This window comes from Collinsella aerofaciens (genome assembly GCF_964283865.1).
Classification (GTDB): domain Bacteria; phylum Actinomycetota; class Coriobacteriia; order Coriobacteriales; family Coriobacteriaceae; genus Collinsella.
The window spans coordinates 83,419-103,913 of the sequence record NZ_CAXYLS010000001.1 but is presented as its reverse complement, the minus strand read 5'-3'; the positions used below and the strand labels follow the sequence as shown (position 1 = coordinate 103,913).

Here is a 20,495-nt window from a genome sequence, read left to right as displayed (position 1 = left end):
CCCCCTGTTGACTTGGGGCCCGCGGTCGTTATCTCCCATGCTTCCTCAACGGTAGCGGGTCCTCGTCATAGTGCTCTGCATGTTCTAGCCACACGCGCATGCCGGAGCACATCTACTCATTGCGATCGTTTCATCTTTGGAAAGGACATTTACATGGACGCCAAGTTTACCGAGCTCGTCGAGCAGCTGAACGGCCTCGATTTTAAGGGCATGTACGGCAGCGACTTCCTGCACACCTGGGATAAGACCACCGATGAGCTCAAGGCGCTCTACATCGTCGCCGACGCCCTGCGCGAGCTGCGCGAGAACAACGTTTCGTCCAAGATCTTCGATTCGGGTCTGGCCGTCTCCCTGTTCCGCGACAACTCCACCCGTACGCGCTTCTCCTTCTCTAAGGCAGCCAACCTGCTCGGCCTTGAGCTGCAGGACCTGGACGAGAAGAAGTCCCAGATCGCTCACGGCGAGACCGTCCGCGAGACCGCTACCATGATCTCCTTCATGGCCGACGTCATCGGCATCCGCGACGACATGTACATCGGCAAGGGCGACGCCTACATGGCCGAGGTCTCCGAGTCTGTCCAGCAGGCCTACGAGGACGGCGTTCTGGATCACCGTCCCACGCTCATCTCCCTGCAGTCCGACTCCGATCACCCCACGCAGTCCTCTGCCGACATGCTCTACCTCATCAACGAGTTTGGCGGTCTTGAGAACCTCAAGGGCAAGAAGGTTGCCGTCACCTGGGCCTACTCGCCCTCTTACGGCAAGCCGCTGTCCTGCCCGCAGTCGCTGATCAGCCTGCTGCCCCGTTTTGGCATGGACGTCACCTTGGCCCACCCCGAGGGCTACGACCTCATGCCCGAGGTCGTCGAGCGCGCCAAGGGTTATGCCGCCGAGTCCGGCACCACCTTTAAGCAGGTCAACACCATGGACGAGGCCTTCGAGGGCGCCGACATCGTGATCCCCAAGAGCTGGGCTCCGTTTGCCGCCATGGAGAAGCGCACCAACCTGTACGCCGAGGGCGACGACGCCGGCATCGCTGCGCTCGAGAAGGAGCTGCTCGCCCAGAACGCCACCCATCAGGACTGGTGCTCCACGACCGAGCTCATGGAGAAGACCGCCAACGGCCAGGACACCATCTTTATGCATCCGCTGCCCGCCGACATCTCCGGTGTCTCCTGCGAGCACGGCGAGGTCAACGCCGACGTCTTCGACATGCACCGCGTGGGCATGTACAAGGAGGCCAGCTACAAGCCGTACGCCATCGCTGCCATGATGTTCCTGCAGAAGGTTGCCGATCCCGCCGCTACCCTCAAGGCCCTCGACGAGCGCAACACCGCCCGTTGGTTCCAGGCCTAAAGCTGGGCTGAGGTAAGCCATGTAAAGGGGGCGCTCTGCCAACCGGCGGGGTGCCCCTTTTTGCATCGTGGGCGTGCGGGATAAGCGCTTTCGATGTAGATGCCCCGCGACGCGAGTTATGGGTACGATGGTTTCAGGGGAGGTATCGCCATGAAACTTGGTTGCGTCATTATGGCTTCGGGCGAGGGCAAGCGATTTGGCTCTAACAAGATGCTCGCCGATATCTATGGCGAGCCGCTGATTGCCCGGACCATTGATTCGGTTCCCCGGGGCTTTGACGTCGTGGTTTCGACGCGTTGGCCCGAGGCCGCTCAGATTTGTGATGACAAGCATTGCCCGTGCGTGCTGCACGATGGCGAGCTGCGCAGCGAAAGCGTCCGTGCGGGCCTTTCGTGGGGAGTCGAACGCAACTGGAAAGGTTGCCTCTTTTTGCCGGGTGACCAGCCGCTCGTGAGTTCGGATTCTTTTGAGGCTATGGTTCGTGCATTTGACGAGCATGGCCGCAGGCATCCGGTGCGTCTTGCGTGCAACGGTGAGCCTTCGAGCCCGGTGCTCTTTCCGGCGGAACTGTTCGATGCACTTATGTGTCTTGAGGGTAAGGACGGCGGCGGTTCGATTCTCAAGGACCGTACCGACGTGGTGCTGGTCGAGGCGCGTGCCTACGAGCTGTGGGACGTCGATACCGTCAAGGGACAGCGACGCATAACGGAGCATATCGCCGCCTGCTCGTATTTTGATCGCGTGGCCAACTGCATCAATCAATAAGGAGCAATTATGATCATCATCAAAAACGGCGCGCTCGTGACGCCCCAGGGGCTTCGCCGCGCCGATCTTGCCATGGAGGGCGACAAGATTGTGCGGATTGCCGCGGCAATCGAGCCGGCCGAGGGCGATACCGTCGAGGATGCCGCGGGCTGCTGGGTGTTTCCCGGCTTTATCGACGGCCACACGCACATGCAGTGCTGGACTGGCATGGATTGGACGGCCGATAGCTTTGAGACCGGTACGCGTGCGGCTGCCTGCGGCGGCACGACGACCATCGTGGACTACGCGACAGCCGATCGCGGCGTGACCATGCCCGATGCCTTGGCCGAGTGGCATCGCCGCGCCGACGGAACCTGCACGGCCAACTACGCCTTCCATATGGCGCTTGCCGAGTGGAATGAGCGCAATCGCGCCGATCTTTCGGCCATGCGCGAGGCGGGCGTATCGTCGTTCAAGACCTACTTTGCCTATGACCACCTGCGCTTGGACGATGCCGAGACGCTCGAGGTGCTGGAGGAGCTCAAGCGCGTAGGCGGTATCCTGTGCGTGCATTGCGAGAACGGCACGCTCGTGAACGAGCTGCAGAAGCGCGTGTTTGAGCAGGGTATCCACGGGCCCGAGGGCCATGCGCTCAGCCGTCCGGATGTGTGCGAGGCCGAGGCAGTGAGCCGTCTGCTATATCTGGCGCACTTGGCCGGGGATGCTCCGGTCAACGTGGTGCACCTTTCGACCAAGCTGGGGCTCGAGGCCATTCGCGCTGCCAAGGCGCGCGGGCAGAAGAGCATCTATGTCGAGACCTGCCCTCAGTATCTGATGCTCGACGATACCTGCTATCTGGAGCAGGGCGAGGACGGCTTTGCGGGCGCCAAGTATGTGATGAGCCCGCCGCTGCGCCATGCGGGTGACCGTGCGGCACTGCGCGAGGCGCTTGTGGCCGGCGAGATCGATACGATTGCGACCGACCACTGCAGCTTTAACCTGCACGGGCAAAAGGACCGCGGGCGTGACGACTTCCGCGCGATTCCCAACGGCGGACCCGGCGTGGAGCATCGCCCCGTCGCGATCGCTACGAGCTTTGAGGGACAGCTGGGTCCCGAGGATCTGTGCCGCCTGATGAGCGAGAACCCGGCGCGCGTCTTTGGCATGTATCCGCACAAGGGCTGTCTTGCCGAGGGCGCCGATGCCGACGTGTGCGTGTGGGATCCCAAGGCGCGCTGGACGATTAGCGCCGCGACGCAGCATCAGGCCGTGGACTACACGCCGCTCGAGGGCTTTGAGGCACATGGCCGCGCCAAGGCCGTGTTTGTGAACGGCGTGCTGGCGGCACGCGACGGCGAGCCCACCGGAGCCCAACCCGGCCGCTACGTGCCCCGCTAACGGGAAGACCGCCGGGGTAGCTAATTTGGGAGATGATTTTTTGGGACGGGGTAGCAAAAAGAGCCCCGTCCCAAATTTGCTACCCCTGGAGGCTGGTGGCGATGAGGGGGCGGTTGAGGGCTGCCTCGAAGCGATCTGCCATTGTTGGGTCGGCAAGCGTGTCGGCTTGGTTGAGCATGATACGGGCATTGCTGAGGTTCAGCATCTGCAGCTCGGCATTGAGCACCTGGGCGACGCGCTCTGGGGCGGCAGCGTCGGTGGGCTCGCAGCCGCAGCGCTCGCAGAAGAGCTCGGGGCGGTGGACAACCTCGGCGACGGGCTTGCCCAGCCCCGAGGCGCCGACGACCCAGACAACGTTTGCCGTGCCGGCGGGAACGACCGGCTCCCAGGCGGCATGTGCCTTGAGCGGGAGTCGCTTGCTGCCATCTGCCTCGGCCAACACATAGTCAAAGCGTTGCGCCAGCTCGTTGAGCGGCTCGGCGGGGGCGGAGAGCTTGCCTGTCTCCGGGTTCAAAACACCCGCCTGGCAGATGCTTCCGCGCACAAGGCCCGCGCAGGCCTCGCAGGTGCAGCCGGGGGCATGCGCGGCACCCGGCTTCCAAGGCGCGGCATCCAGGCGACGGTTTGACCCGTCCCACGGCACGCCGGCGACGGGAAACATGTGCGTGGTGGTGCAGAGGAGCACGCGGCCGCCAGCGCGCATGAGCTCGAGACCCAGCGTCTTTAGCAAGGTCGACTTACCGCCACTGCCGATAATCGCGGTAATGCCCGACTCGATCCTGAGCGCGGAGGCAAGATTGCCGCTAACCGTTTCCATCTGTTCACCGCCGTATAATACTGTGATAATAAATAATCATCAGAGTAGCGGCCGAACCGCTTTTGCTCTGCTCAAACCGTAGCACAGGGAGGTGCCCCGGGAATGCTCGTTTATGTTCGCGGCGCCGGCGATATCGCCACGGGTGTCGCTGCCCGTTTGGTGCGCGCCGGCGTGTCGGTTGTCATGGCCGATATCGCGGTTCCCACGTGCATCCGCCGCACAATCAGTTTTTGCGAGGCCATTCGCCTGGGCGAGGTCCAGGTCGAGGGCATTCGCGCTCGCTTGGCACAGACGCCGGCTGAGGCGCTTGCGATTGCCGAGGCTGGAGACGTCGCCGTTGTGGTAGACCCCCAGGCCAAGATGATCGGCGAGCTGAAACCCGCGGCTGTGGTCGACGCGATTTTGGCTAAGCGCAACTTGGGCACCACGCGCGACATGGCGCCCGCCGTCATCGCCGTGGGGCCGGGCTTTACCGCGCCGGTTGACTGCGACGCCGTGGTCGAGACCATGCGCGGGCATTTTCTCGGCCGTGTCATTACCCAAGGTTCGCCCCAGCCTAACACGGGCGTGCCGGGCATTATCGCCGGCTATGGCAAGGAACGTGTTATCCACAGCCCCGCCGCCGGCGTGTTTCGGTCCGACCGCGCAATCGGCGACATCGTGAGCGCCGGAGACGTGATTGGCTACGCGGGCGATACGCCCATGTGCACGCAGATCGATGGCTGTCTGCGCGGGCTTTTGGCGAACGGCGTGCAGGTGACTGAGGGCTTTAAATGCGCCGATGTCGATCCGCGCGGCGACGCCAGCTACATCAACTATATTTCGGACAAGGCGACATCGGTCGGCGGCGGCGTGCTCGAGGCACTCGCTATGCTCACCGATGTCTTTAGAGGATAGAAGGCGGCAATGGAAAAGCTCGATGTTGTGAATGCGGCGCTTGCCGCCCTGCGTGCTGGCGAGACGTGCGAGCTCGTGGTCGTGGCCGGTACGGCGGGGTCATCACCACGCGGCGTGGGCGCCTGGATGGCCGTCTTTGCCGATGGCAGCCAAGCGGGCACCATCGGCGGCGGCAAGATTGAGCTTTTTGCGCTGGACGAGGCGCGCGAGCTGCTGGCCGCAGGGCAATCGCGTCTGGTCCGCTACACCATGGGCGGCGAGAACTCCGATACCGGCATGATCTGCGGCGGGGCCATCTGCCTGTGCTACCTGCATCTGGACTCGACCCAGGCACCGTTGTTCCAGTCGGTTGCCGACGTCTTGGCCTATCGGCGCATCGGCGACTTCGTCATCGACTTTGAGCCGTTTATCGCGAGCGCGCTCGAGGGCGATGTGGTTGAGTACCATGGCGAGACATCGCGCCATACCATTGCCGGCTGCCCCGAGCTTTCGCTGGTGGAGGAGGGGAGTAAGGTCACCTACACCAACGCCGCCTCCGAGATTCCCCCGGCGCACATCGAGACGCTCTGCCCCGAGGGCCTGACCTATATCTTTGGCTGCGGCCACGTGGGCGCTGCGACGGCGCGGGTGCTCACGGCGGCGGGCTTTGCCGTCGTGGCCTGCGACGACCGCCCCGGCACGCTGACCCCCGAATGGGTGCCCGGTGTCTACGACCGTCGTCTGGTCGACTACAAGAACCTGAGCGAGCAGTGCCCAATCGGCCCGCGCGACCTGGTGGTCGTTGCCACAGCAGGCCACAAGTCCGATATCGACGTGGTGATTCAGGCCATGCGCGCCAAACCCGCCTATCTGGGCTGTCTGGGTTCGCGCCGCAAGACGGCCTTTGTGCGCGCCCGCCTGGAGCAGGAGGGCTTTACGCAGGACCAGATCGACGAGCTGCACCTGCCGATCGGCGTTGCCATCGAGGCCGAGGACCCCGAGGAGATCGCCATCTCCATAGCCGCCGAGATGATCCACCTGCGCCGCACCAAGCTCGTCCCCCGCAAGCGCTAATCGCATCCCACATGAGCTGCCCCAGCCCTCTGCCGCATGCGGGTCAAAATGCTACCTGTGTCATATGCCCTATAATGTCCGACCGTTGAGCGGCATGGGGCCGCTGCTTAAGGTATGGGAGGCGCAAATGGCAGAGTCGGCAGCAGGGGATGCCCTGTTCGAGCGTACGGGAAAAGTTTCGTTTGTGCAGGTATTACCCCATGCGCTGCAGCATGTGCTGGCGGCATTCGCTGGTATCGTCACGCCCGCCATCATTATCGCGTCGGTCTGTGGCTTTACCCCTCAAGAGGAAGCCGCTGTCATCCAGGCGTCGCTCGTCCTCTCGGCGCTCGACATTTTCCTTCAACAGTTCCCCATAAAAGGTGTCGTCGGTTCGGGCCTGCCCATCGTGATGGGCGCGAGCTTCACCTTCGTGCCGGCGCTCAAGGCGGTCGGTCTTGAGCTCGGCTTTGAGGCCGTGCTGGGCGCCCAGGTAATCGGCGGCGCGCTCGTCGTGCTCTTCGGCCTGCTGTTTAGGCGTGTGAGCTTTCTGTTCCCGGCCCCGGTGCTTGGCACCGTCATCTTTGTCATTGGCCTGTCGTTATGCCCAGTGGCAGTTGCCTCCATGGCGGGCGGGGAGGGCGCTGCCGATTTTGGCAGTGTCACCAACTGGGCCGTCGCGCTCGTGACGTTTGTCGTCACCTTTATGGCCGGTAACTACGGCAAGGGCGCGCTTAGGCTGGGCAGCATCCTGGCCGGTATCTGCGCGGGCTTTGTTTTGGCTGCAGCGTTGGGCATGGTCGATTTCTCGGCTATCGCGACCGCCAGCTGGTTTGCTCCGCCTGCCCTGGGCGCCCATCGCCTGGTGTTCGACCCGGCCGCGTGCGCCGTCGTGGGCGTTGTCGCCATTGTCAACGCCGTGCAGGTCATGGGCGAGTTTGCCGCTGTCTCGTCCGCTGCGCTCGATACCCCTGCGACCGATAGCCAGATTTCGGGCGGTTTGATCGCCAACGGCCTGGTCGGTATGCTGTCGGGCTTTTTGGGCGGCGTCCCCACGGCAACCTTTGGCCAGAATGTGGGCATTATCGCCGAGAACAAGATCGTCAACCGTGTGGTCTTTACGCTTGCCGCCGCCATCTTGCTCATCGCGGGCCTGCTGCCCAAGTGCGCGGCAGTGCTCACGTCCATTCCGCAGCCGGTAATCGGCGGCGCCACGATCGGCGTGTTCGCGACCATCGGCATGAACGGCGTGGTCATGTTTTCCCGCCACGGCCTGTCTCAGCGCGATACCACGCTCATGGGCCTCTCCATCGCCTTCGGCACGGGCATCGAGCACACGGCCGGCGCGCTTGCTGGCGCTGGATTCCCCGCATGGGTTGGCACCGTCTTTGGCGGATCCTCCATTGCCGTCGCCGCGCTTGTCGCCGTCGTCCTCAACCTGGTCCTGCCCCACCAAAAATAACGCCCCATATATGAGTTGCGGTGAAATACGGACTGTTTAAGCCTGTTAGGCCGCCAAACAGTCCGTATTTCACCGCAACTGCTTTTTGGGATCCATTTGTGCGGGGGAGTTGTGGAGTTGTGCAGGCAGACGAGGTTTTTCTGGAAATACGCTCCCGATGCGCGTATAGTACCGATTGTTTTGTCGGCTCCTGCTGCGTCGAGTCCAAACCGCAAAATGCCATGAGCGGCGCGGATGCAGCCAGGAGGCACGAGGACAACCCATCGTGGCCACGCCCCGTGCTTAAAACCCCAAGAAGGAGTGAACAATGGCAGAAGAGAAGTATGTGCCGCGTCTGAAGACCAAGTACAACAACGAGGTCAAGCAGCAGCTTCAGGACAAGTTCCAGTACGAGAACGTCATGATGATCCCCAAGTTTGAGAAGATCGTCGTGAACATGGGTGTCGGCGAGGCCGCTACCGATTCCAAGGCCATCGACGGTGCCGTGCGCGACCTGCGCGCCATCACCGGCCAGCAGCCGATGATCACCCGTGCCCGCAAGTCCATCGCTACCTTCCGCCTGCGCGCTGGTATGCCGATCGGCTGCAAGGTTACCCTGCGTGGCGACCGTATGTGGGAGTTCTTCGATCGTCTGACCTCCGTCGCGATCCCCCGTATCCGCGACTTCCGCGGCATCTCGGCCAAGAGCTTCGACGGCCGTGGTAACTTCTCCATGGGCGTCACCGAGCAGCTCATCTTCCCCGAGATCGACTTCGACTCCGTCGATCACCAGCGTGGTATGGACATCACTTTCGTGACCACCGCCAACACCGATGAGGAGGCCAAGGCCCTTCTGGACGCCTTCGGTTTCCCGTTCAAGAAATAGGTTCACCTGCCCTATGAGCGCCGTTCCCACAAGGGGGCGGCGCTTGGGGCGAACAATACTCTATGTGAGGAGGATATAAGTGGCTAAGACATCGATGATCGTCAAGTGCAATCGCAAGCAGAAATTCTCTACTCGTGAGTACACGCGCTGCCAGCGCTGCGGCCGTCCGCACTCTGTGTACCGCAAGTTCGGCCTGTGCCGTGTCTGCTTCCGCGAGCTTGCACTCAAGGGCGAGCTTCCCGGCGTTAAGAAGGCCAGCTGGTAAGTCACTACCAGCGTTTCAAGCATCAGTTTGGAACAGGGAAAACGCGCTAGTTAGGCTTTGCCGTTAAGGGCGGCGAAGAACCAAGAGCACGTGTTCATCAAGAACGAAGGAGAATCTGTATGAACCTTACAGACCCGATCGCAGATATGCTTACGCGCATCCGTAACGCTAACTCTGTGAACAAGGCCACGGTCTCCATGCCGAGCAGCAAGAAGCTCGTCGAGATCGCTCGTGTTCTGCACGAGGAGGGCTACATCGAGGGCTACGATGTCGAGGACACCGTTCCCCAGAAGACTCTGCACATCACGCTTAAGTATGGTCCCAAGAAGGCTAAGGTCATCAACGGCATCCGCCGCATTTCCAAGCCGGGCCTGCGTAAGTACACCGGCGTTGCCGACATGCCCCGCGTCCGCGGTGGCCTTGGTACCGCCATTATTTCCACCAGCCATGGCGTCATGACCGACCGCGATGCTCGCAAGCACAACGTCGGCGGCGAGATCATCGCTTACGTCTGGTAATTCGCTCGGTAGGTAGAAGGAAAGGAGATCACCGTGTCTCGTATCGGTAATAAGCCTGTCCAGATTCCCGCCGGAGTCGAAGTGGCAGTCAACGGCAACAACGTTGTCGTCAAGGGCCCCAAGGGCCAGCTCGAGCTCGATGTCTTTGAGAAGCTCGCTATCAACGTCGAGGACAACGTCCTCACCGTTTCCCGTCCCGACGACGAGCGTGAGACCCGTGCCCGTCACGGCCTCACCCGCGCCCTCATCCACAACATGGTTGTTGGCGTTTCCGAGGGCTTCGAGAAGAAGCTCGAGCTCGCCGGCGTCGGTTACCGCGTGCAGCAGAAGGGCAAGAACCTCGAGTTCTCCCTGGGCTTCTCGCACCCCGTGATCGTCGAGGCTCCCGAGGGCATCACCTTCGAGGTTCCCGACAACACCCACGTGAACGTCAAGGGTATCAACAAGCAGCAGGTCGGTCAGATCGCCGCTGAGATCCGCGGCCATCGTCCTCCCGAGCCTTACAAGGGCAAGGGTATCCACTACGTTGGCGAGCACATCCGCCGCAAGCTGGGTAAGGCCGCCAAGTAGTCGTAACCGACTCACTCGCATAAGACCAGCACCCCGTCAGGTGCTGGCAAGATCAACCTTTTTAGGAGTTTACGTATGAACAAGCATAAGGCGAAGCTGGAAGGCCTCAAGCGTCGTCAGCGTCGTGTTCGCGGCAAGGTCTCGGGTACCTCCGAGCGTCCGCGTCTTCGCGTGACCCGTACTAACGCCAACATCTATGCCCAGATCATCGACGACAGCAAGGGCTCCAGCCTGACGCTTGTCTCTGCCTCGACCCTCGAGGCCGAGTTCAAGGGCACCCACACCTCGAACAAGGAGGCTGCGGAGAAGGTCGGTCAGCTCGTTGGCAAGCGTGCCATCGAGGCCGGCATCACCAAGGTCGCCTTCGATCGCGGTGGCCGTATCTACCATGGCCGCGTCAAGGCCCTCGCCGACGGTGCTCGTGCCGCCGGTCTCGAGTTCTAGGAGGTATGTAGCACATGGCTCGTAATCAGAAGCAGCAGCGCGAGGCCTCCGAGTTCGAGGAGCGCGTCGTTTACATCAACCGCGTGTCGAAGACCGTCAAGGGTGGTCGTCGCATGAGCCTCGTCGCTCTCGTCGTCGTTGGCGACGGCAAGGGCAACGTCGGCGTTGGCATGGGCAAGTCCGCTGAGGTGCCCTTGGCCATCTCCAAGGCGTCTCTCGATGCCAAGAAGAACATGTTCCACGTGCCGGTGACCGAGCAGGGCACCATCCCGCACGAGGTTCTCGGCCACTTTGGTGCCGGCCGCATCATCATCAAGCCCGCTGTCGAGGGTACCGGCGTTATCGCCGGCGGCGCTGTGCGTCCCCTCTTCGAGCTTGCTGGCATCAAGAACGTCCTGTCCAAGTCCCTCGGTACCGACAACGGCCTCAACATCATCAAGGCTGCCGTCGAGGGCCTCAAGGAGCTCTCCAGCCCTGAGGACGTCGCGGCTCGCCGTGGCCTGACGGTCTCCGAGATGTTCGTCGGTAAGGAGAACTAAGCATGGCTGACACCATCAAGATCAAGCAGGTCCGCAGCACCAACGGTTGCAAGCAGGATCAGGTCCGTACTGTCCGTGCCCTCGGTCTCCACAGGATCCGCGAGGTTCGCGAGATTGCTGACAACGAGTCCGTCCGCGGCATGATCTTCAAGGTCAAGCACCTTGTCGAGATTGTAGAGGAGTAGCAAATGCAGCTTCACGATCTTACTCCCGCGCCCGGTTCCACCAAGAACCGCAAGCGCGTCGGCCGTGGCAATTCTTCGGGTCACGGCACCACTTCTGGCCGCGGCCAGAAGGGCCAGGGTTCCCGCTCTGGTGGCACCAAGGGTGCCGGCTTCGAGGGTGGCCAGACTCCGCTGGCTATGCGCCTGCCCAAGCTTCCGGGCTTCCGCAACCCCCGTCGTATCGAGTACACCGCTGTTAACGTTGAGCGTCTCGAGCGTAAGTTCGAGGACGGCGCTGTGATCGACGGTGCCGCTCTTAAGGCCGCTCGCATCACCAAGAGCGAGTTCGAGCCCGTCAAGGTGCTCGGCAATGGTGAGCTCACCAAGAAGTTCACGGTCAAGGTCGACAAGGTCAGCGCTTCTGCGCAGGCCAAGATCGAGGCCGCCGGCGGAAAGGTCGAGCTGCCGTGCTAAATGGTCTTAAGAATGCTTTCCGCATCAAAGAATTGCGCGAAAAGATTCTTTTTACCATAGCTATGCTCGTCGTGTACCGCATTGGTGCGCACGTTCCTGTGCCCGGCATTCCCTTCCAGGGGATGCTGGGCCTTTTCTCGACCGATAACAATTCGGTCGCCGCAGGTGCTATGGCCCTCCTGAATCTTTTCTCTGGCGGCGCGTTGAGCTATGTGTCGGTGTTTTCGCTGGGCATCATGCCTTACATCACCAGCTCGATCATCCTCCAGATGCTCCAGGCCGTTGTGCCTTCCCTGCATGAGCTTGCCCGCGAGGGCGAGGTCGGTCAGACCAAGATTACGCAGTATTCGCGTTACCTCACCTTGGCTCTGGCAATCCTCAACTCCGTGGGTTACCTCTTCCTCTTTAAGAGCTTCGGCATTAGCTTCAACGGTGCCGGTGCCCCCGAGATCATCTTTGACCTCATGATCGTCGGTACGCTCACCGCGGGCGCCATGCTGATCATGTGGATTGGTGAGCTCATCACCCAGCGCGGTATCGGCAATGGCATGTCCCTGATCATCTTTGCGAACATCATGGCCGGCCTGCCGCAGGCTATCTTCTCCAGCACCGAGGGTAATGCCGGTGGCATCATCACCATGGTGATCATCTGCGCCATCATCCTGCTGGTTATCCCGCTGATTGTTTTTCTTGAGCGCGGCCAGCGCCGCATTCCGGTCTCCTACGCTAAGCGCGTCGTGGGCCGTCGCATGATGGGTGGCCAGACCACCTACCTGCCCATCAAGGTCAACACCGCGGGTGTCGTGCCGATCATCTTCGCTTCGGCGCTGCTGTACTTCCCGGCTCAGATTGCCGTGTTCTTCCCCGGCATCGGCTGGATTCAGGCAGTTGCCTCTGCGCTTTCGACCGGTTGGCTCAACTGGGTGCTTAATGTTGTCCTCATCGTGTTCTTCGCGTACTTCTACACCTCCATGGTGTTCAACCCCGATGACACGGCCGACAACCTTAAGAAGCAGGGCGGCTTTATTCCGGGCGTCCGTCCGGGTAGGGCTACCGCGGCCTACATCAAGAACGCGCTCAACAAGATCACGCTTCCCAGCGCTGTCTTTTTGGCGCTCATCGCCATCGTGCCTTCGATCATCTTCTCCTTCACGGGTAACCATCTGATCCAGGCATTTGGCGGCACGTCCATCCTCATCATGGTCGGCGTCGTACTCGACACGGTCGATAAGCTCGAAGGCCAGATCAAGATGTATGATTACGATGGATTCTTTAAATAGGCTAGAGGAGGATTGCTCATGAACCTCGTATTGCTCGGAGCTCCGGGTGCCGGTAAGGGCACCGTCGCACAGGAGCTCGTCGCCGAGTTTGGCGTCGCTCACATTTCCACGGGCGACCTGCTGCGTGCTGCCGTCAAGGGTGGCACCGAGCTTGGTATTCAGGCTAAGAAGTACATGGACGCTGGCGAGCTCGTTCCCGACCAGCTCGTGATCGACCTTGTCAAGGAGCGCCTTGCTGCCGATGACGCCCAGCAGGGCTTCATCCTCGACGGTTTCCCGCGCAACACCGCCCAGGCTGTGACGCTCGATTCCGAGCTCTCCGCCATGGGTCGCGAGATCGACTGCGCCCTTCTGGTCGACGTGGCCCCCGAGGTCATCATCGATCGTCTGTCTTCGCGTCGCACCTGCCGCGCCTGCGGTTACACCGGCACCGCTGCCGATGCTACCTGCCCAAAGTGCGCCGGCGAGATGTATCAGCGCGACGACGACAAGCCCGAGACCATCAAGAACCGTCTCGACGTCTACGAGAAGTCCACGAGCCCGCTCGTCGACTACTATCGTGGCCAGGGTCTGCTCAAGTCGGTCAACGGTGACCAGGCTCGCGAGACCGTGTACGGGGATGTCAAAGAGGCTCTCGGTCTATGATCAAGATTAAGTCTGCAACGCAAATCGAGCAGATGAAGAAGGCAGGAGCGCTATCTAAGATGGCGCTCCGCCACGTTGGAGCCATGGTGCGCCCTGGTGTTTCGACCTTTGAGCTCGATCAGCTCGCGGAGCAGATTATCCGTATGCATGGCGGCACCCCGGCCTTTAAGGGTTACGGCGGGTTCCCCGGTACCATTTGCGCATCGATTAACGATGCCGTGGTCCACGGTATTCCCAACCCCGACATGATCCTGCGCGATGGCGATATCATCTCCATCGATACGGGAGCCGTTGTCGACGGTTGGGTTGGCGATAACGCTTGGACGTTTTTCGTCGGCACCCCTACGCCCGAGGCCAAGGCCCTGTGCGAGGTCACGCGCGATTGCCTTAAGGCTGCCATCGAGCAGGCTGTTCCCGGTAACCATATCGGGGACGTCGGTTATGCCGTTCAGTCCCTTGCCGAGTCTCACGGTTACGGCGTGCTTCGTGACTATGTGGGTCATGGCATTGGCCGCGTGATGCACGAGGACCCCAACGTTCCTAACTATGGAAAGAAGGGGAGGGGCGTTCGCCTCCAGGCCGGCATGGTCATTGCCATCGAGCCGATGGTTACGATGGGTTCCAACCATGTGAGCACGGGCTCCGACGGTTGGATTGTTACGACCAACGACCACCTGCCCGCCGCGCACTACGAGAACACCGTCGCCATTACCAATGACGGTCCGGTGATTCTCACCACGGATGCCCAAGGTGCTTGGTGTTCCTTGCAGGGCGGTGAAATGTAGGGGCCGCGTTCAAACACGTCGGCATCTACATTTCTGAAAAGTAACAAGTTCCGCTTAGTTGTGGAGCCATTACGAAGATATTACGATACGTGCATGCGTATTGTATAATACTCAATCGCTGTCGTTTTCTAGAGAAAGATGATTGCTTGTGAAGAAGGAAGACGCAATTGAGCTCGAGGGTACGGTAAAGGAGCCGCTGCCCAACGCCATGTTTAAGGTCGAGCTCGAGAACGGTCATTCGGTTCTGTGCAACATTTCTGGCAAGATTCGAATGAATTACATCCGTATTCTCCCCGGTGACAGGGTTGTCGTGGAGCTTTCCCCGTACGACCTGACCCGTGGCCGCATCACCTATCGCTACAAATAGCGGCACGCATACACGCACTCCATTTCCGGCTGCAGGCTTAGCTCAACCTACGGTCGGATTGTGTGTGAAGACCAGCCATAGTTTTAAACGCCTGCGGCTGGGCGAGTAGATAGTAGGGAAGTAGTTTGAGCGCTACCGAAAGGAAGAACGATGAAGGTACGTCCTTCGGTCAAGAAGATGTGCGATAAGTGCAAAATCATTAGGCGCCATGGCAAGGTCCTCGTCATTTGCGAGAACCCCCGTCATAAGCAGCGTCAGGGTTAAGAGAGGAGACTACGTTGGCCCGTATTAATGGTGTCGACCTCCCGCGTGAGAAGCGCGTTGAGATCGGTCTGACCTACATTTACGGCATCGGCCGCACCACTGCGACGAAGATCTGCGTCGAGTGCAACGTTAACGTGGATACGCGCGTTAAGGACCTCACCGAGGATGAGGTTAACGCCATCCGCGATTATATCGATAAGAACCAGATCATGGTTGAGGGCGACCTCCGCCGTGAGCGCAACCAGAACGTCAAGCGCCTTATGGACATCGGCTGCAACCGCGGCCTTCGTCACCGCAAGGGCCTCCCGGTCCGCGGCCAGCGCACCCACACTAACGCTCGTACCCGCAAGGGCCCGAAGCGTCAGATCGGTGCTAAGAAGAAGAAATAAGGAGCGCTAGATAGATGGCTACTGCTAAGAAGAACGTTCGCGCTGCCCGTCTGAAGCGCGCGGACCGTAAGAACATTTCCGTGGGCCAGGCTCACATTCGTTCTACGTTCAACAACACGATCGTTTCGATCACCGATCCCCAGGGCAACGTCATTTCCTGGAAGTCGGCTGGCCAGGTGGGCTTCAAGGGCTCCCGTAAGTCCACGCCGTTCGCTGCCCAGATGGCTGCCGAGGCTGCTGCCAAGCAGGCCATGGAGCACGGTATGAAGAAGGTTTCCGTCTTCGTCAAGGGCCCCGGCTCCGGTCGTGAGACCGCCATCCGCTCCCTCCAGGCTGCTGGCCTCGAGGTCTCGAGCATCCAGGACAAGACCCCCATTCCGCACAACGGCTGCCGCCCCAAGAAGCGTCGCCGCGTGTAACTGAAAGGATCGTATCAATATGGCAATCGACAGGACTCCTGTTCTTAAGCGCTGCCGTCAGCTCGGGATCGATCCCGCTGAGCTCGGTTACAGCAGCAAGAAGGAATCTATCCGTCAGCCCAAGCGCCGTCGCAAGGAATCTGAGTACGGCATGCAGCTGCGCGAGAAGCAGAAGGTCAAGTTCATCTATGGCGTTCTGGAGAAGCAGTTCCACGGCTACTTCAACAAGGCCCGCAAGATGAACGGCGTCACCGGTGAGAACCTCATGATCATCCTTGAGTCTCGCCTCGACAACGTCGTCTTCCGTCTTGGCTTCGCCCGCACCCGCAAAGAGGCTCGTCAGTCCGTCCGTCACGGTCACTTCACCGTGAACGGCAAGCGTGTGGACATCCCGTCCTACCGCGTCAAGGCCGGCGACGTCGTCGCTGTCGGCGAGAAGTTCCGTGACCTCCTCCCCATCAAGGAGGCCCTGATTTCCTCCGAGCGCTTTGAGGTCCCTGGCTGGCTCGAGGTCGATATCGAGAAGCTGTCTGGTAACGTGCTCGCTCTGCCGACGCGTGAGCAGATCAGCGGTGATATCAACGAGCAGCTCATCGTCGAGCTCTACTCTAAGTAGTCCATCCGGGCTGCTGAGGCTGGAGGTAATACATGTCAGAATTCATTAGGCCTCAGGTTCAGGTCGAAGAGATCAACGAGACGTCTGCTCGTGTCTCCGTCGAGCCGCTCGAGCGTGGTTACGGCGATACGCTGGGTAACTCCCTTCGTCGCGTTCTTCTGTCCTCGCTCGAGGGTGCCGCCGTCGAGGCTATTCAGATCGATGGTGCGCAGCACGAGTTCATGACCATCCCTAACATGGTCGAGGATGTCACCGACATCGTCCTGAATGTCAAGGGTCTTGTCTTCAGGGCTCTCGGCACGACCGACGAGGCGACCGCCACCATCTCGGTTGACGGCCCCTGCGAGGTCACCGGTGCGGACTTCTTTATTCCGTCCGAGTTTGAGCTGGTCAACCCCGAGCAGCACATCGCTACGCTCACCGAGGGTGGCCATCTCACCATGAGCATGCGCATCGGCTATGGCCGCGGCTATGTCTCTGGCGAGGCCAACAAGCGCGACAACGATCCCATCGGTGTGATCCACGTCGACTCGCTGTACTCGCCGGTTTCCCGTTGCGCCAAGCTCGTTGAGGCTTGCCGTGTCGGTCAGCACACCGACTACGACCGCCTTGTCCTCGAGATCGAGACCAACGGCTCCATCGCCCCGCGCGACGCCGTGGTCCAGGCTGCCAATATCATCAATCAGCATATGGCCGCCTTTATGAACCTTGCCGAGACCCCCGAGGTTGAGGAGGAGGCTTCGATCTTCGCTCCCGAGGTCACCAACGACAACGCCGAGCTGGACAAGCAGATCGAGGATCTGGACCTTTCCGTCCGTTCTTACAACTGCCTTAAGCGCGCCAGCATTCACTCGGTCCGTCAACTCGTTGAGTTCTCGGAGAACGATCTGCTCAACATCCGTAACTTCGGTGTTAAGTCGATCGAGGAAGTGAAGGACAAGCTTGAGTCCATGGGCCTGAGCCTGAAGGCTTAATGCTTCGCATATTTGAGGAGAAACTAGACCATGCGTCACAACGTTAAGAAGGGCCTGAAGCTCGGCACCGATGCGAGCCACACCAAGGCCATGAAGAAGAGCCTTGCTAAGGCCCTCTTCGAGAACGACCGCATCAAGACCACCGAGACCCGCGCTAAGGCGCTGCGTTCGGTCGTCGATCCGATCATCACTTGGGCCAAGAAGGGCGACCTGCACTCTCGTCGTCTGGCTATCGCCAAGCTCGGCGATAAGCAGCTCGTTGCCGAGATCTTCGACAAGGCTGCCCAGGGCATGTGGCAGGACCGCAACGGCGGTTACACCCGCATCATGAAGCTCGGCAACCGTAAGGGCGACAACGCTCCTATCGTTATCATGGAGCTCGTCACCGAGCCTTGCACGCCTAAGGCCAAGAAGGCTGCTCCGGCCCCCAAGAAGGCCGCTGCTCCCAAGAAGGTCGAGGCCGTCGAGGAGGCTCCTGCTGAGGAGACCGCTGAGTAGACAATCCGTCTGCATAGGCTATATTCGAGGGGTACGTTCGCGTACCCCTCTTTTTTTGTCGCGATACCGTTGATTGTTTGTTGGGAGCGCCCATGACCGCGCCGTCTGATTTCAATTCGATTCCTGAGCTCGATGCCACGCTTGTATTCTGTGTTGCCTATGATGGCTCGTCCTATAGCGGATTTGCCGAGCAGCCGGGCCAGACGACCGTTGCGGGCGAGTTGCGCCGCGCTATCGAGACGCTGCTGCGCCGCCCGATCGATCTGACGTGTGCGGGTCGTACCGATGCCGGCGTGCATGCGGTGGCCCAGTACATTAGCGTGCCCGTAACGGACGCTGAGCTTGCTCTGACGCGCCGTAGGTGGCTGAGGGCTATGGATGCCCTCCTGCCCAAAGATATCGCCATAAACGAGGTCTACAAGGCCCGTAGGGGCTTTTCTGCCCGCTTTGACGCGCGGTCCCGTACGTATACGTACCGTATTGCCGATCGCGATGCGCGCCCCGTGCTCTCGCGCGGTGCGGTGTGGTGGCATCGCTATCCCCTCGACGTCGATGCGATGGCGGCCGCCTGCCCTGCGCTTTTGGGCGAGCAGGACTTTAAGAGCTTTTGCAAGGTTGCCTCTGCTGTGGGCAAGCCCACGCACCGCTGCGTGATGCGTGCGGAGTTTGGCCACGAGGTCGCTTTTGGCGAGGATATCCTGACCTTCACTATCGAGGGCAATGCGTTTTTGCACTCGATGGTGCGTACCATTGTAGGAACGCTCGTGGAGATTGGCATGCATCGTTGCGATCCCCAGTGGATGCGCGAGGTTATTGACGCCCGTGACCGAACCGCTGCGGGTCCCACGGCGCCTGCCTGCGGCCTTACGTTTATGGGTGTGGATTACGGCCCCGACGAGCTTGTCGTTCTCGACTAGGGGAGTGCTCGGCGCGTCTGTGCCTTGCACATACTATGTGTGAGCTGCGCGTGTGCAACATCTGTTCTTGGCGTGCAACATGTTAGGCGGCTCGTTGCTTTTATAGCTCGGGTGTACCATGAACGACAGTTTGATTTGGTGCTATCGAGAGGATGGAAAACTTGGTTCGACGTTGTTCGCATCCGCGACTTTCGGTGATCCTTGTGGTAGAAGGTTCGCCCAGCTATGCGATGCGTGCGCTCGAGAGTATCCAGAACCAAGACCTCTATGATTTGCAGATTGTCGTTGTCTGCCGCGATGCTGTGCCCGGTGTGCGCCATTCGCTTCAAGTTGCTGCCGACAGGGACATCCATATTGATTTGATTGACGTCGAGGACGCGAAGCGCGGCGCTTGTCTTCGTGCCGGTTTTGATGCCTCGCGCGGCTCTCAAATCATCGCCATGAACGCCGATGAGTGGTTTGCTCCGCAGGCCCTTTCCAAGATGGTCGATATCGCGTGCGATACTGCGGCAGACATTGTGCTCCCCTCGGTGTCGCTCGATCGATACGATGCGCATCGCGAGCGTCATTCGCGCGTCTTGGATGCTGCCTCTATTGCCATAGAAGACGAGTCTTCTATGGTGACTGGGCTGCCCCAGTTGATTTTAGGCGGCTTGGTTGCTCAAGTCTCTGGCGTGATGTACAGCCGTCCACTGTTTGAGGCATGTCTTTTGTGCGATAAGACGTTTCGCACGGTTGGGTTTATGGCGTGCGCGCTCTCGCAGGCACAGCGCGTCTCCGGATGCGGCGACGCTTGTTTCCACGCGGCGGCGCCTAAGCTTACAGATGCCTTTGATCCCACCATGTATGCCAAGGTATCCGATGACGCCCGGGCGCTCGACGAGCTTGCGGACTCACTCTCGGAAGCAGATAGCGGTGGTCGGCTCAAGCTGGCAAGCCAAAAGTTCTACTTTGCCGGACTGGTCGCCTGCATCGAGAATTTGTGTCTGAGCCCGCATGGAGTGTCGTCAATCGAGCGTTCCGCCCGCATGCGTGATATGCTCGAGGCGCCTCGAACCCGTCAGATGGTCGCCGCGCTCAAGGATAACCATCGGGGACTCGGTCTGTTGTTTGGGCCGATCGCCAGCGCCAAGCCCGCGCGCTGCGTGATGTGTACGCATCTGGCAGCTTTTCTTAACCGGACGGGCGCAAAAACCGCCTAAACGGCTCATTACGAAACAAACTTGCATAGAATTGTTTCGAAATGCGTTCTTATACACAAAAGCCTTCAAATAGCGTTAAACTATTCAATCACTGATTGATTGTCTCCGCCATCTTTTGGAGAGAGGGTTTGTATGGCTAAAAAACGCAATGGGCGCCAGGATGCCATTAGAGATATTGTGCGCAATAAGGATGTCCGCACGCAGCGCGTGCTGGTCGATGAGCTCCGTGCTATGGGCTTTGATTGCACGCAGGCGACTGTCTCTCGCGATATTGCCGATATGGGGCTGCGTAAGCTCCCTGAGGGCATCTATGTTCTGGCAGAGGACCTGCACCTGCAGCGTATGGTTTCCGAGCTCGTAACGGGCGTTCTGCGTACCGATAATCTGGTTATGATCAAGGCTCAGCCTGGCACGGCTTCCGGCATCGCCGCCGCCGTTGATGCGGCAGAGTTGCCCGATGTGCTTGGCTCGCTTGCCGGCAACGATACGATTTTGGTTATTGCCCAGACGGCCGAGGACGGCGAGCGCCTCGAGGCGCTGATCAATAAGCTGAGCAATTCTCGCAAGTAGGTGTGCGGGCCGTGCGCTCGGCAT

The 20,495-nt window shown here is 60.3% G+C and carries 28 protein-coding genes; 27 read left to right on the top strand and 1 reads right to left on the bottom strand.

What is annotated here, in order from left to right; genetic code table 11:
- The first annotated feature begins 153 nt into the window (after nt 1-153).
- From ygeW to hydA, 3 genes are all read left to right on the top strand, one after another.
- Complete coding sequence (gene ygeW, locus ACRX4W_RS00465; protein ID WP_432298878.1) at nt 154-1,356, top strand: knotted carbamoyltransferase YgeW; 1,203 nt, start codon at nt 154-156, stop codon at nt 1,354-1,356.
- Between the two features lie 150 nt (nt 1,357-1,506).
- A complete protein-coding gene (locus tag ACRX4W_RS00460) occupies nt 1,507-2,121 on the top strand; it encodes a nucleotidyltransferase family protein (RefSeq protein ID WP_432298877.1) in 615 nt (204 codons plus the stop codon).
- A gap of 9 nt (nt 2,122-2,130) precedes the next feature.
- Complete coding sequence (gene hydA, locus ACRX4W_RS00455; protein WP_432298876.1) at nt 2,131-3,498, top strand: dihydropyrimidinase; 1,368 nt, start codon at nt 2,131-2,133, stop codon at nt 3,496-3,498.
- 79 nt (nt 3,499-3,577) lie between these two features.
- Here hydA and yqeC read toward each other — a convergent pair whose 3' ends face one another.
- Nucleotides 3,578-4,315 carry a selenium cofactor biosynthesis protein YqeC gene (gene yqeC, locus ACRX4W_RS00450; RefSeq protein WP_432298875.1) on the bottom strand — a complete coding sequence of 246 codons (738 nt, stop codon included), beginning with the start codon at nt 4,313-4,315 and terminating at the stop codon, nt 3,578-3,580.
- A gap of 102 nt (nt 4,316-4,417) precedes the next feature.
- On the opposite strand from yqeC, the gene yqeB reads away from it, so the two are divergent.
- From yqeB to ACRX4W_RS00330, 24 genes are all read left to right on the top strand, one after another.
- The gene (gene yqeB, locus ACRX4W_RS00445; RefSeq protein WP_117802980.1) at nt 4,418-5,212 is read left to right on the top strand and encodes a selenium-dependent molybdenum cofactor biosynthesis protein YqeB; all 795 of its coding nucleotides are present in this window, start codon (nt 4,418-4,420) and stop codon (nt 5,210-5,212) included.
- Nucleotides 5,213-5,221: 9 nt separating this feature from the next.
- Nucleotides 5,222-6,265 (top strand): XdhC family protein, encoded by a 1,044-nt coding sequence (locus ACRX4W_RS00440; protein ID WP_432298874.1) that lies wholly within the window; start codon nt 5,222-5,224, stop codon nt 6,263-6,265.
- A 127-nt stretch (nt 6,266-6,392) separates the two neighbouring features.
- The gene (locus ACRX4W_RS00435) at nt 6,393-7,706 is read left to right on the top strand and encodes a uracil-xanthine permease family protein (RefSeq protein WP_158568646.1); all 1,314 of its coding nucleotides are present in this window, start codon (nt 6,393-6,395) and stop codon (nt 7,704-7,706) included.
- Nucleotides 7,707-8,013: 307 nt separating this feature from the next.
- The gene (gene rplE, locus ACRX4W_RS00430; protein ID WP_006235260.1) at nt 8,014-8,571 is read left to right on the top strand and encodes a 50S ribosomal protein L5; all 558 of its coding nucleotides are present in this window, start codon (nt 8,014-8,016) and stop codon (nt 8,569-8,571) included.
- 79 nt (nt 8,572-8,650) lie between these two features.
- Nucleotides 8,651-8,836: a type Z 30S ribosomal protein S14 gene (locus ACRX4W_RS00425; RefSeq protein WP_022094280.1), complete on the top strand. Its 186-nt coding sequence runs from the start codon at nt 8,651-8,653 to the stop codon at nt 8,834-8,836.
- 119 nt (nt 8,837-8,955) lie between these two features.
- Nucleotides 8,956-9,354: a 30S ribosomal protein S8 gene (gene rpsH, locus ACRX4W_RS00420; RefSeq protein WP_006235262.1), complete on the top strand. Its 399-nt coding sequence runs from the start codon at nt 8,956-8,958 to the stop codon at nt 9,352-9,354.
- Nucleotides 9,355-9,387: 33 nt separating this feature from the next.
- Complete coding sequence (gene rplF / locus ACRX4W_RS00415) at nt 9,388-9,924, top strand: 50S ribosomal protein L6 (protein ID WP_006235263.1); 537 nt, start codon at nt 9,388-9,390, stop codon at nt 9,922-9,924.
- A 75-nt stretch (nt 9,925-9,999) separates the two neighbouring features.
- The gene (gene rplR / locus ACRX4W_RS00410) at nt 10,000-10,368 is read left to right on the top strand and encodes a 50S ribosomal protein L18 (RefSeq protein ID WP_006235264.1); all 369 of its coding nucleotides are present in this window, start codon (nt 10,000-10,002) and stop codon (nt 10,366-10,368) included.
- Nucleotides 10,369-10,382: 14 nt separating this feature from the next.
- Complete coding sequence (gene rpsE, locus ACRX4W_RS00405; RefSeq protein WP_055252236.1) at nt 10,383-10,907, top strand: 30S ribosomal protein S5; 525 nt, start codon at nt 10,383-10,385, stop codon at nt 10,905-10,907.
- 2 nt (nt 10,908-10,909) lie between these two features.
- Nucleotides 10,910-11,092 (top strand): 50S ribosomal protein L30, encoded by a 183-nt coding sequence (rpmD, locus tag ACRX4W_RS00400; protein ID WP_006235266.1) that lies wholly within the window; start codon nt 10,910-10,912, stop codon nt 11,090-11,092.
- Nucleotides 11,093-11,095: 3 nt separating this feature from the next.
- Nucleotides 11,096-11,545, top strand: coding sequence for a 50S ribosomal protein L15 (gene rplO / locus ACRX4W_RS00395; RefSeq protein ID WP_006235267.1), 450 nt, complete (start codon nt 11,096-11,098; stop codon nt 11,543-11,545).
- The gene (gene secY / locus ACRX4W_RS00390) at nt 11,539-12,825 is read left to right on the top strand and encodes a preprotein translocase subunit SecY (RefSeq protein WP_035137447.1); all 1,287 of its coding nucleotides are present in this window, start codon (nt 11,539-11,541) and stop codon (nt 12,823-12,825) included. The genes rplO and secY overlap by 7 nt, the downstream gene beginning before the upstream one ends.
- Nucleotides 12,826-12,843: 18 nt before the next feature.
- Entirely contained in the window at nt 12,844-13,470 is a 627-nt protein-coding gene (locus ACRX4W_RS00385) for an adenylate kinase (RefSeq protein WP_055252238.1), read from the top strand.
- Nucleotides 13,467-14,255, top strand: coding sequence for a type I methionyl aminopeptidase (gene map, locus ACRX4W_RS00380; protein ID WP_006235270.1), 789 nt, complete (start codon nt 13,467-13,469; stop codon nt 14,253-14,255). Before ACRX4W_RS00385 ends, map begins: the two co-directional genes overlap by 4 nt.
- A gap of 148 nt (nt 14,256-14,403) precedes the next feature.
- Nucleotides 14,404-14,622: a translation initiation factor IF-1 gene (gene infA / locus ACRX4W_RS00375; protein ID WP_035137443.1), complete on the top strand. Its 219-nt coding sequence runs from the start codon at nt 14,404-14,406 to the stop codon at nt 14,620-14,622.
- Between the two features lie 150 nt (nt 14,623-14,772).
- Nucleotides 14,773-14,886, top strand: a complete 114-nt coding sequence (rpmJ, locus tag ACRX4W_RS00370) for a 50S ribosomal protein L36 (RefSeq protein WP_006363204.1) — start codon at nt 14,773-14,775, stop codon at nt 14,884-14,886.
- A 14-nt stretch (nt 14,887-14,900) separates the two neighbouring features.
- Nucleotides 14,901-15,275 (top strand): 30S ribosomal protein S13, encoded by a 375-nt coding sequence (gene rpsM / locus ACRX4W_RS00365; protein WP_022094275.1) that lies wholly within the window; start codon nt 14,901-14,903, stop codon nt 15,273-15,275.
- Between the two features lie 14 nt (nt 15,276-15,289).
- Nucleotides 15,290-15,694: a 30S ribosomal protein S11 gene (rpsK, locus tag ACRX4W_RS00360; protein WP_006235274.1), complete on the top strand. Its 405-nt coding sequence runs from the start codon at nt 15,290-15,292 to the stop codon at nt 15,692-15,694.
- 19 nt (nt 15,695-15,713) lie between these two features.
- Nucleotides 15,714-16,310 carry a 30S ribosomal protein S4 gene (gene rpsD / locus ACRX4W_RS00355; RefSeq protein WP_006235275.1) on the top strand — a complete coding sequence of 199 codons (597 nt, stop codon included), beginning with the start codon at nt 15,714-15,716 and terminating at the stop codon, nt 16,308-16,310.
- Between the two features lie 32 nt (nt 16,311-16,342).
- Complete coding sequence (locus ACRX4W_RS00350; RefSeq protein WP_006235276.1) at nt 16,343-17,284, top strand: DNA-directed RNA polymerase subunit alpha; 942 nt, start codon at nt 16,343-16,345, stop codon at nt 17,282-17,284.
- 30 nt (nt 17,285-17,314) lie between these two features.
- A complete protein-coding gene (gene rplQ / locus ACRX4W_RS00345) occupies nt 17,315-17,782 on the top strand; it encodes a 50S ribosomal protein L17 (RefSeq protein ID WP_006235277.1) in 468 nt (155 codons plus the stop codon).
- Nucleotides 17,783-17,874: 92 nt separating this feature from the next.
- Nucleotides 17,875-18,699 (top strand): tRNA pseudouridine(38-40) synthase TruA, encoded by an 825-nt coding sequence (gene truA, locus ACRX4W_RS00340; protein ID WP_432298873.1) that lies wholly within the window; start codon nt 17,875-17,877, stop codon nt 18,697-18,699.
- A 203-nt stretch (nt 18,700-18,902) separates the two neighbouring features.
- A complete protein-coding gene (locus tag ACRX4W_RS00335) occupies nt 18,903-19,901 on the top strand; it encodes a glycosyltransferase family 2 protein (protein ID WP_158549267.1) in 999 nt (332 codons plus the stop codon).
- A gap of 132 nt (nt 19,902-20,033) precedes the next feature.
- On the top strand, nt 20,034-20,471 hold the full coding sequence (locus ACRX4W_RS00330) for an arginine repressor (RefSeq protein ID WP_006235280.1): 438 nt from the start codon (nt 20,034-20,036) through the stop codon (nt 20,469-20,471).
- Nucleotides 20,472-20,495 lie beyond the last annotated feature (24 nt).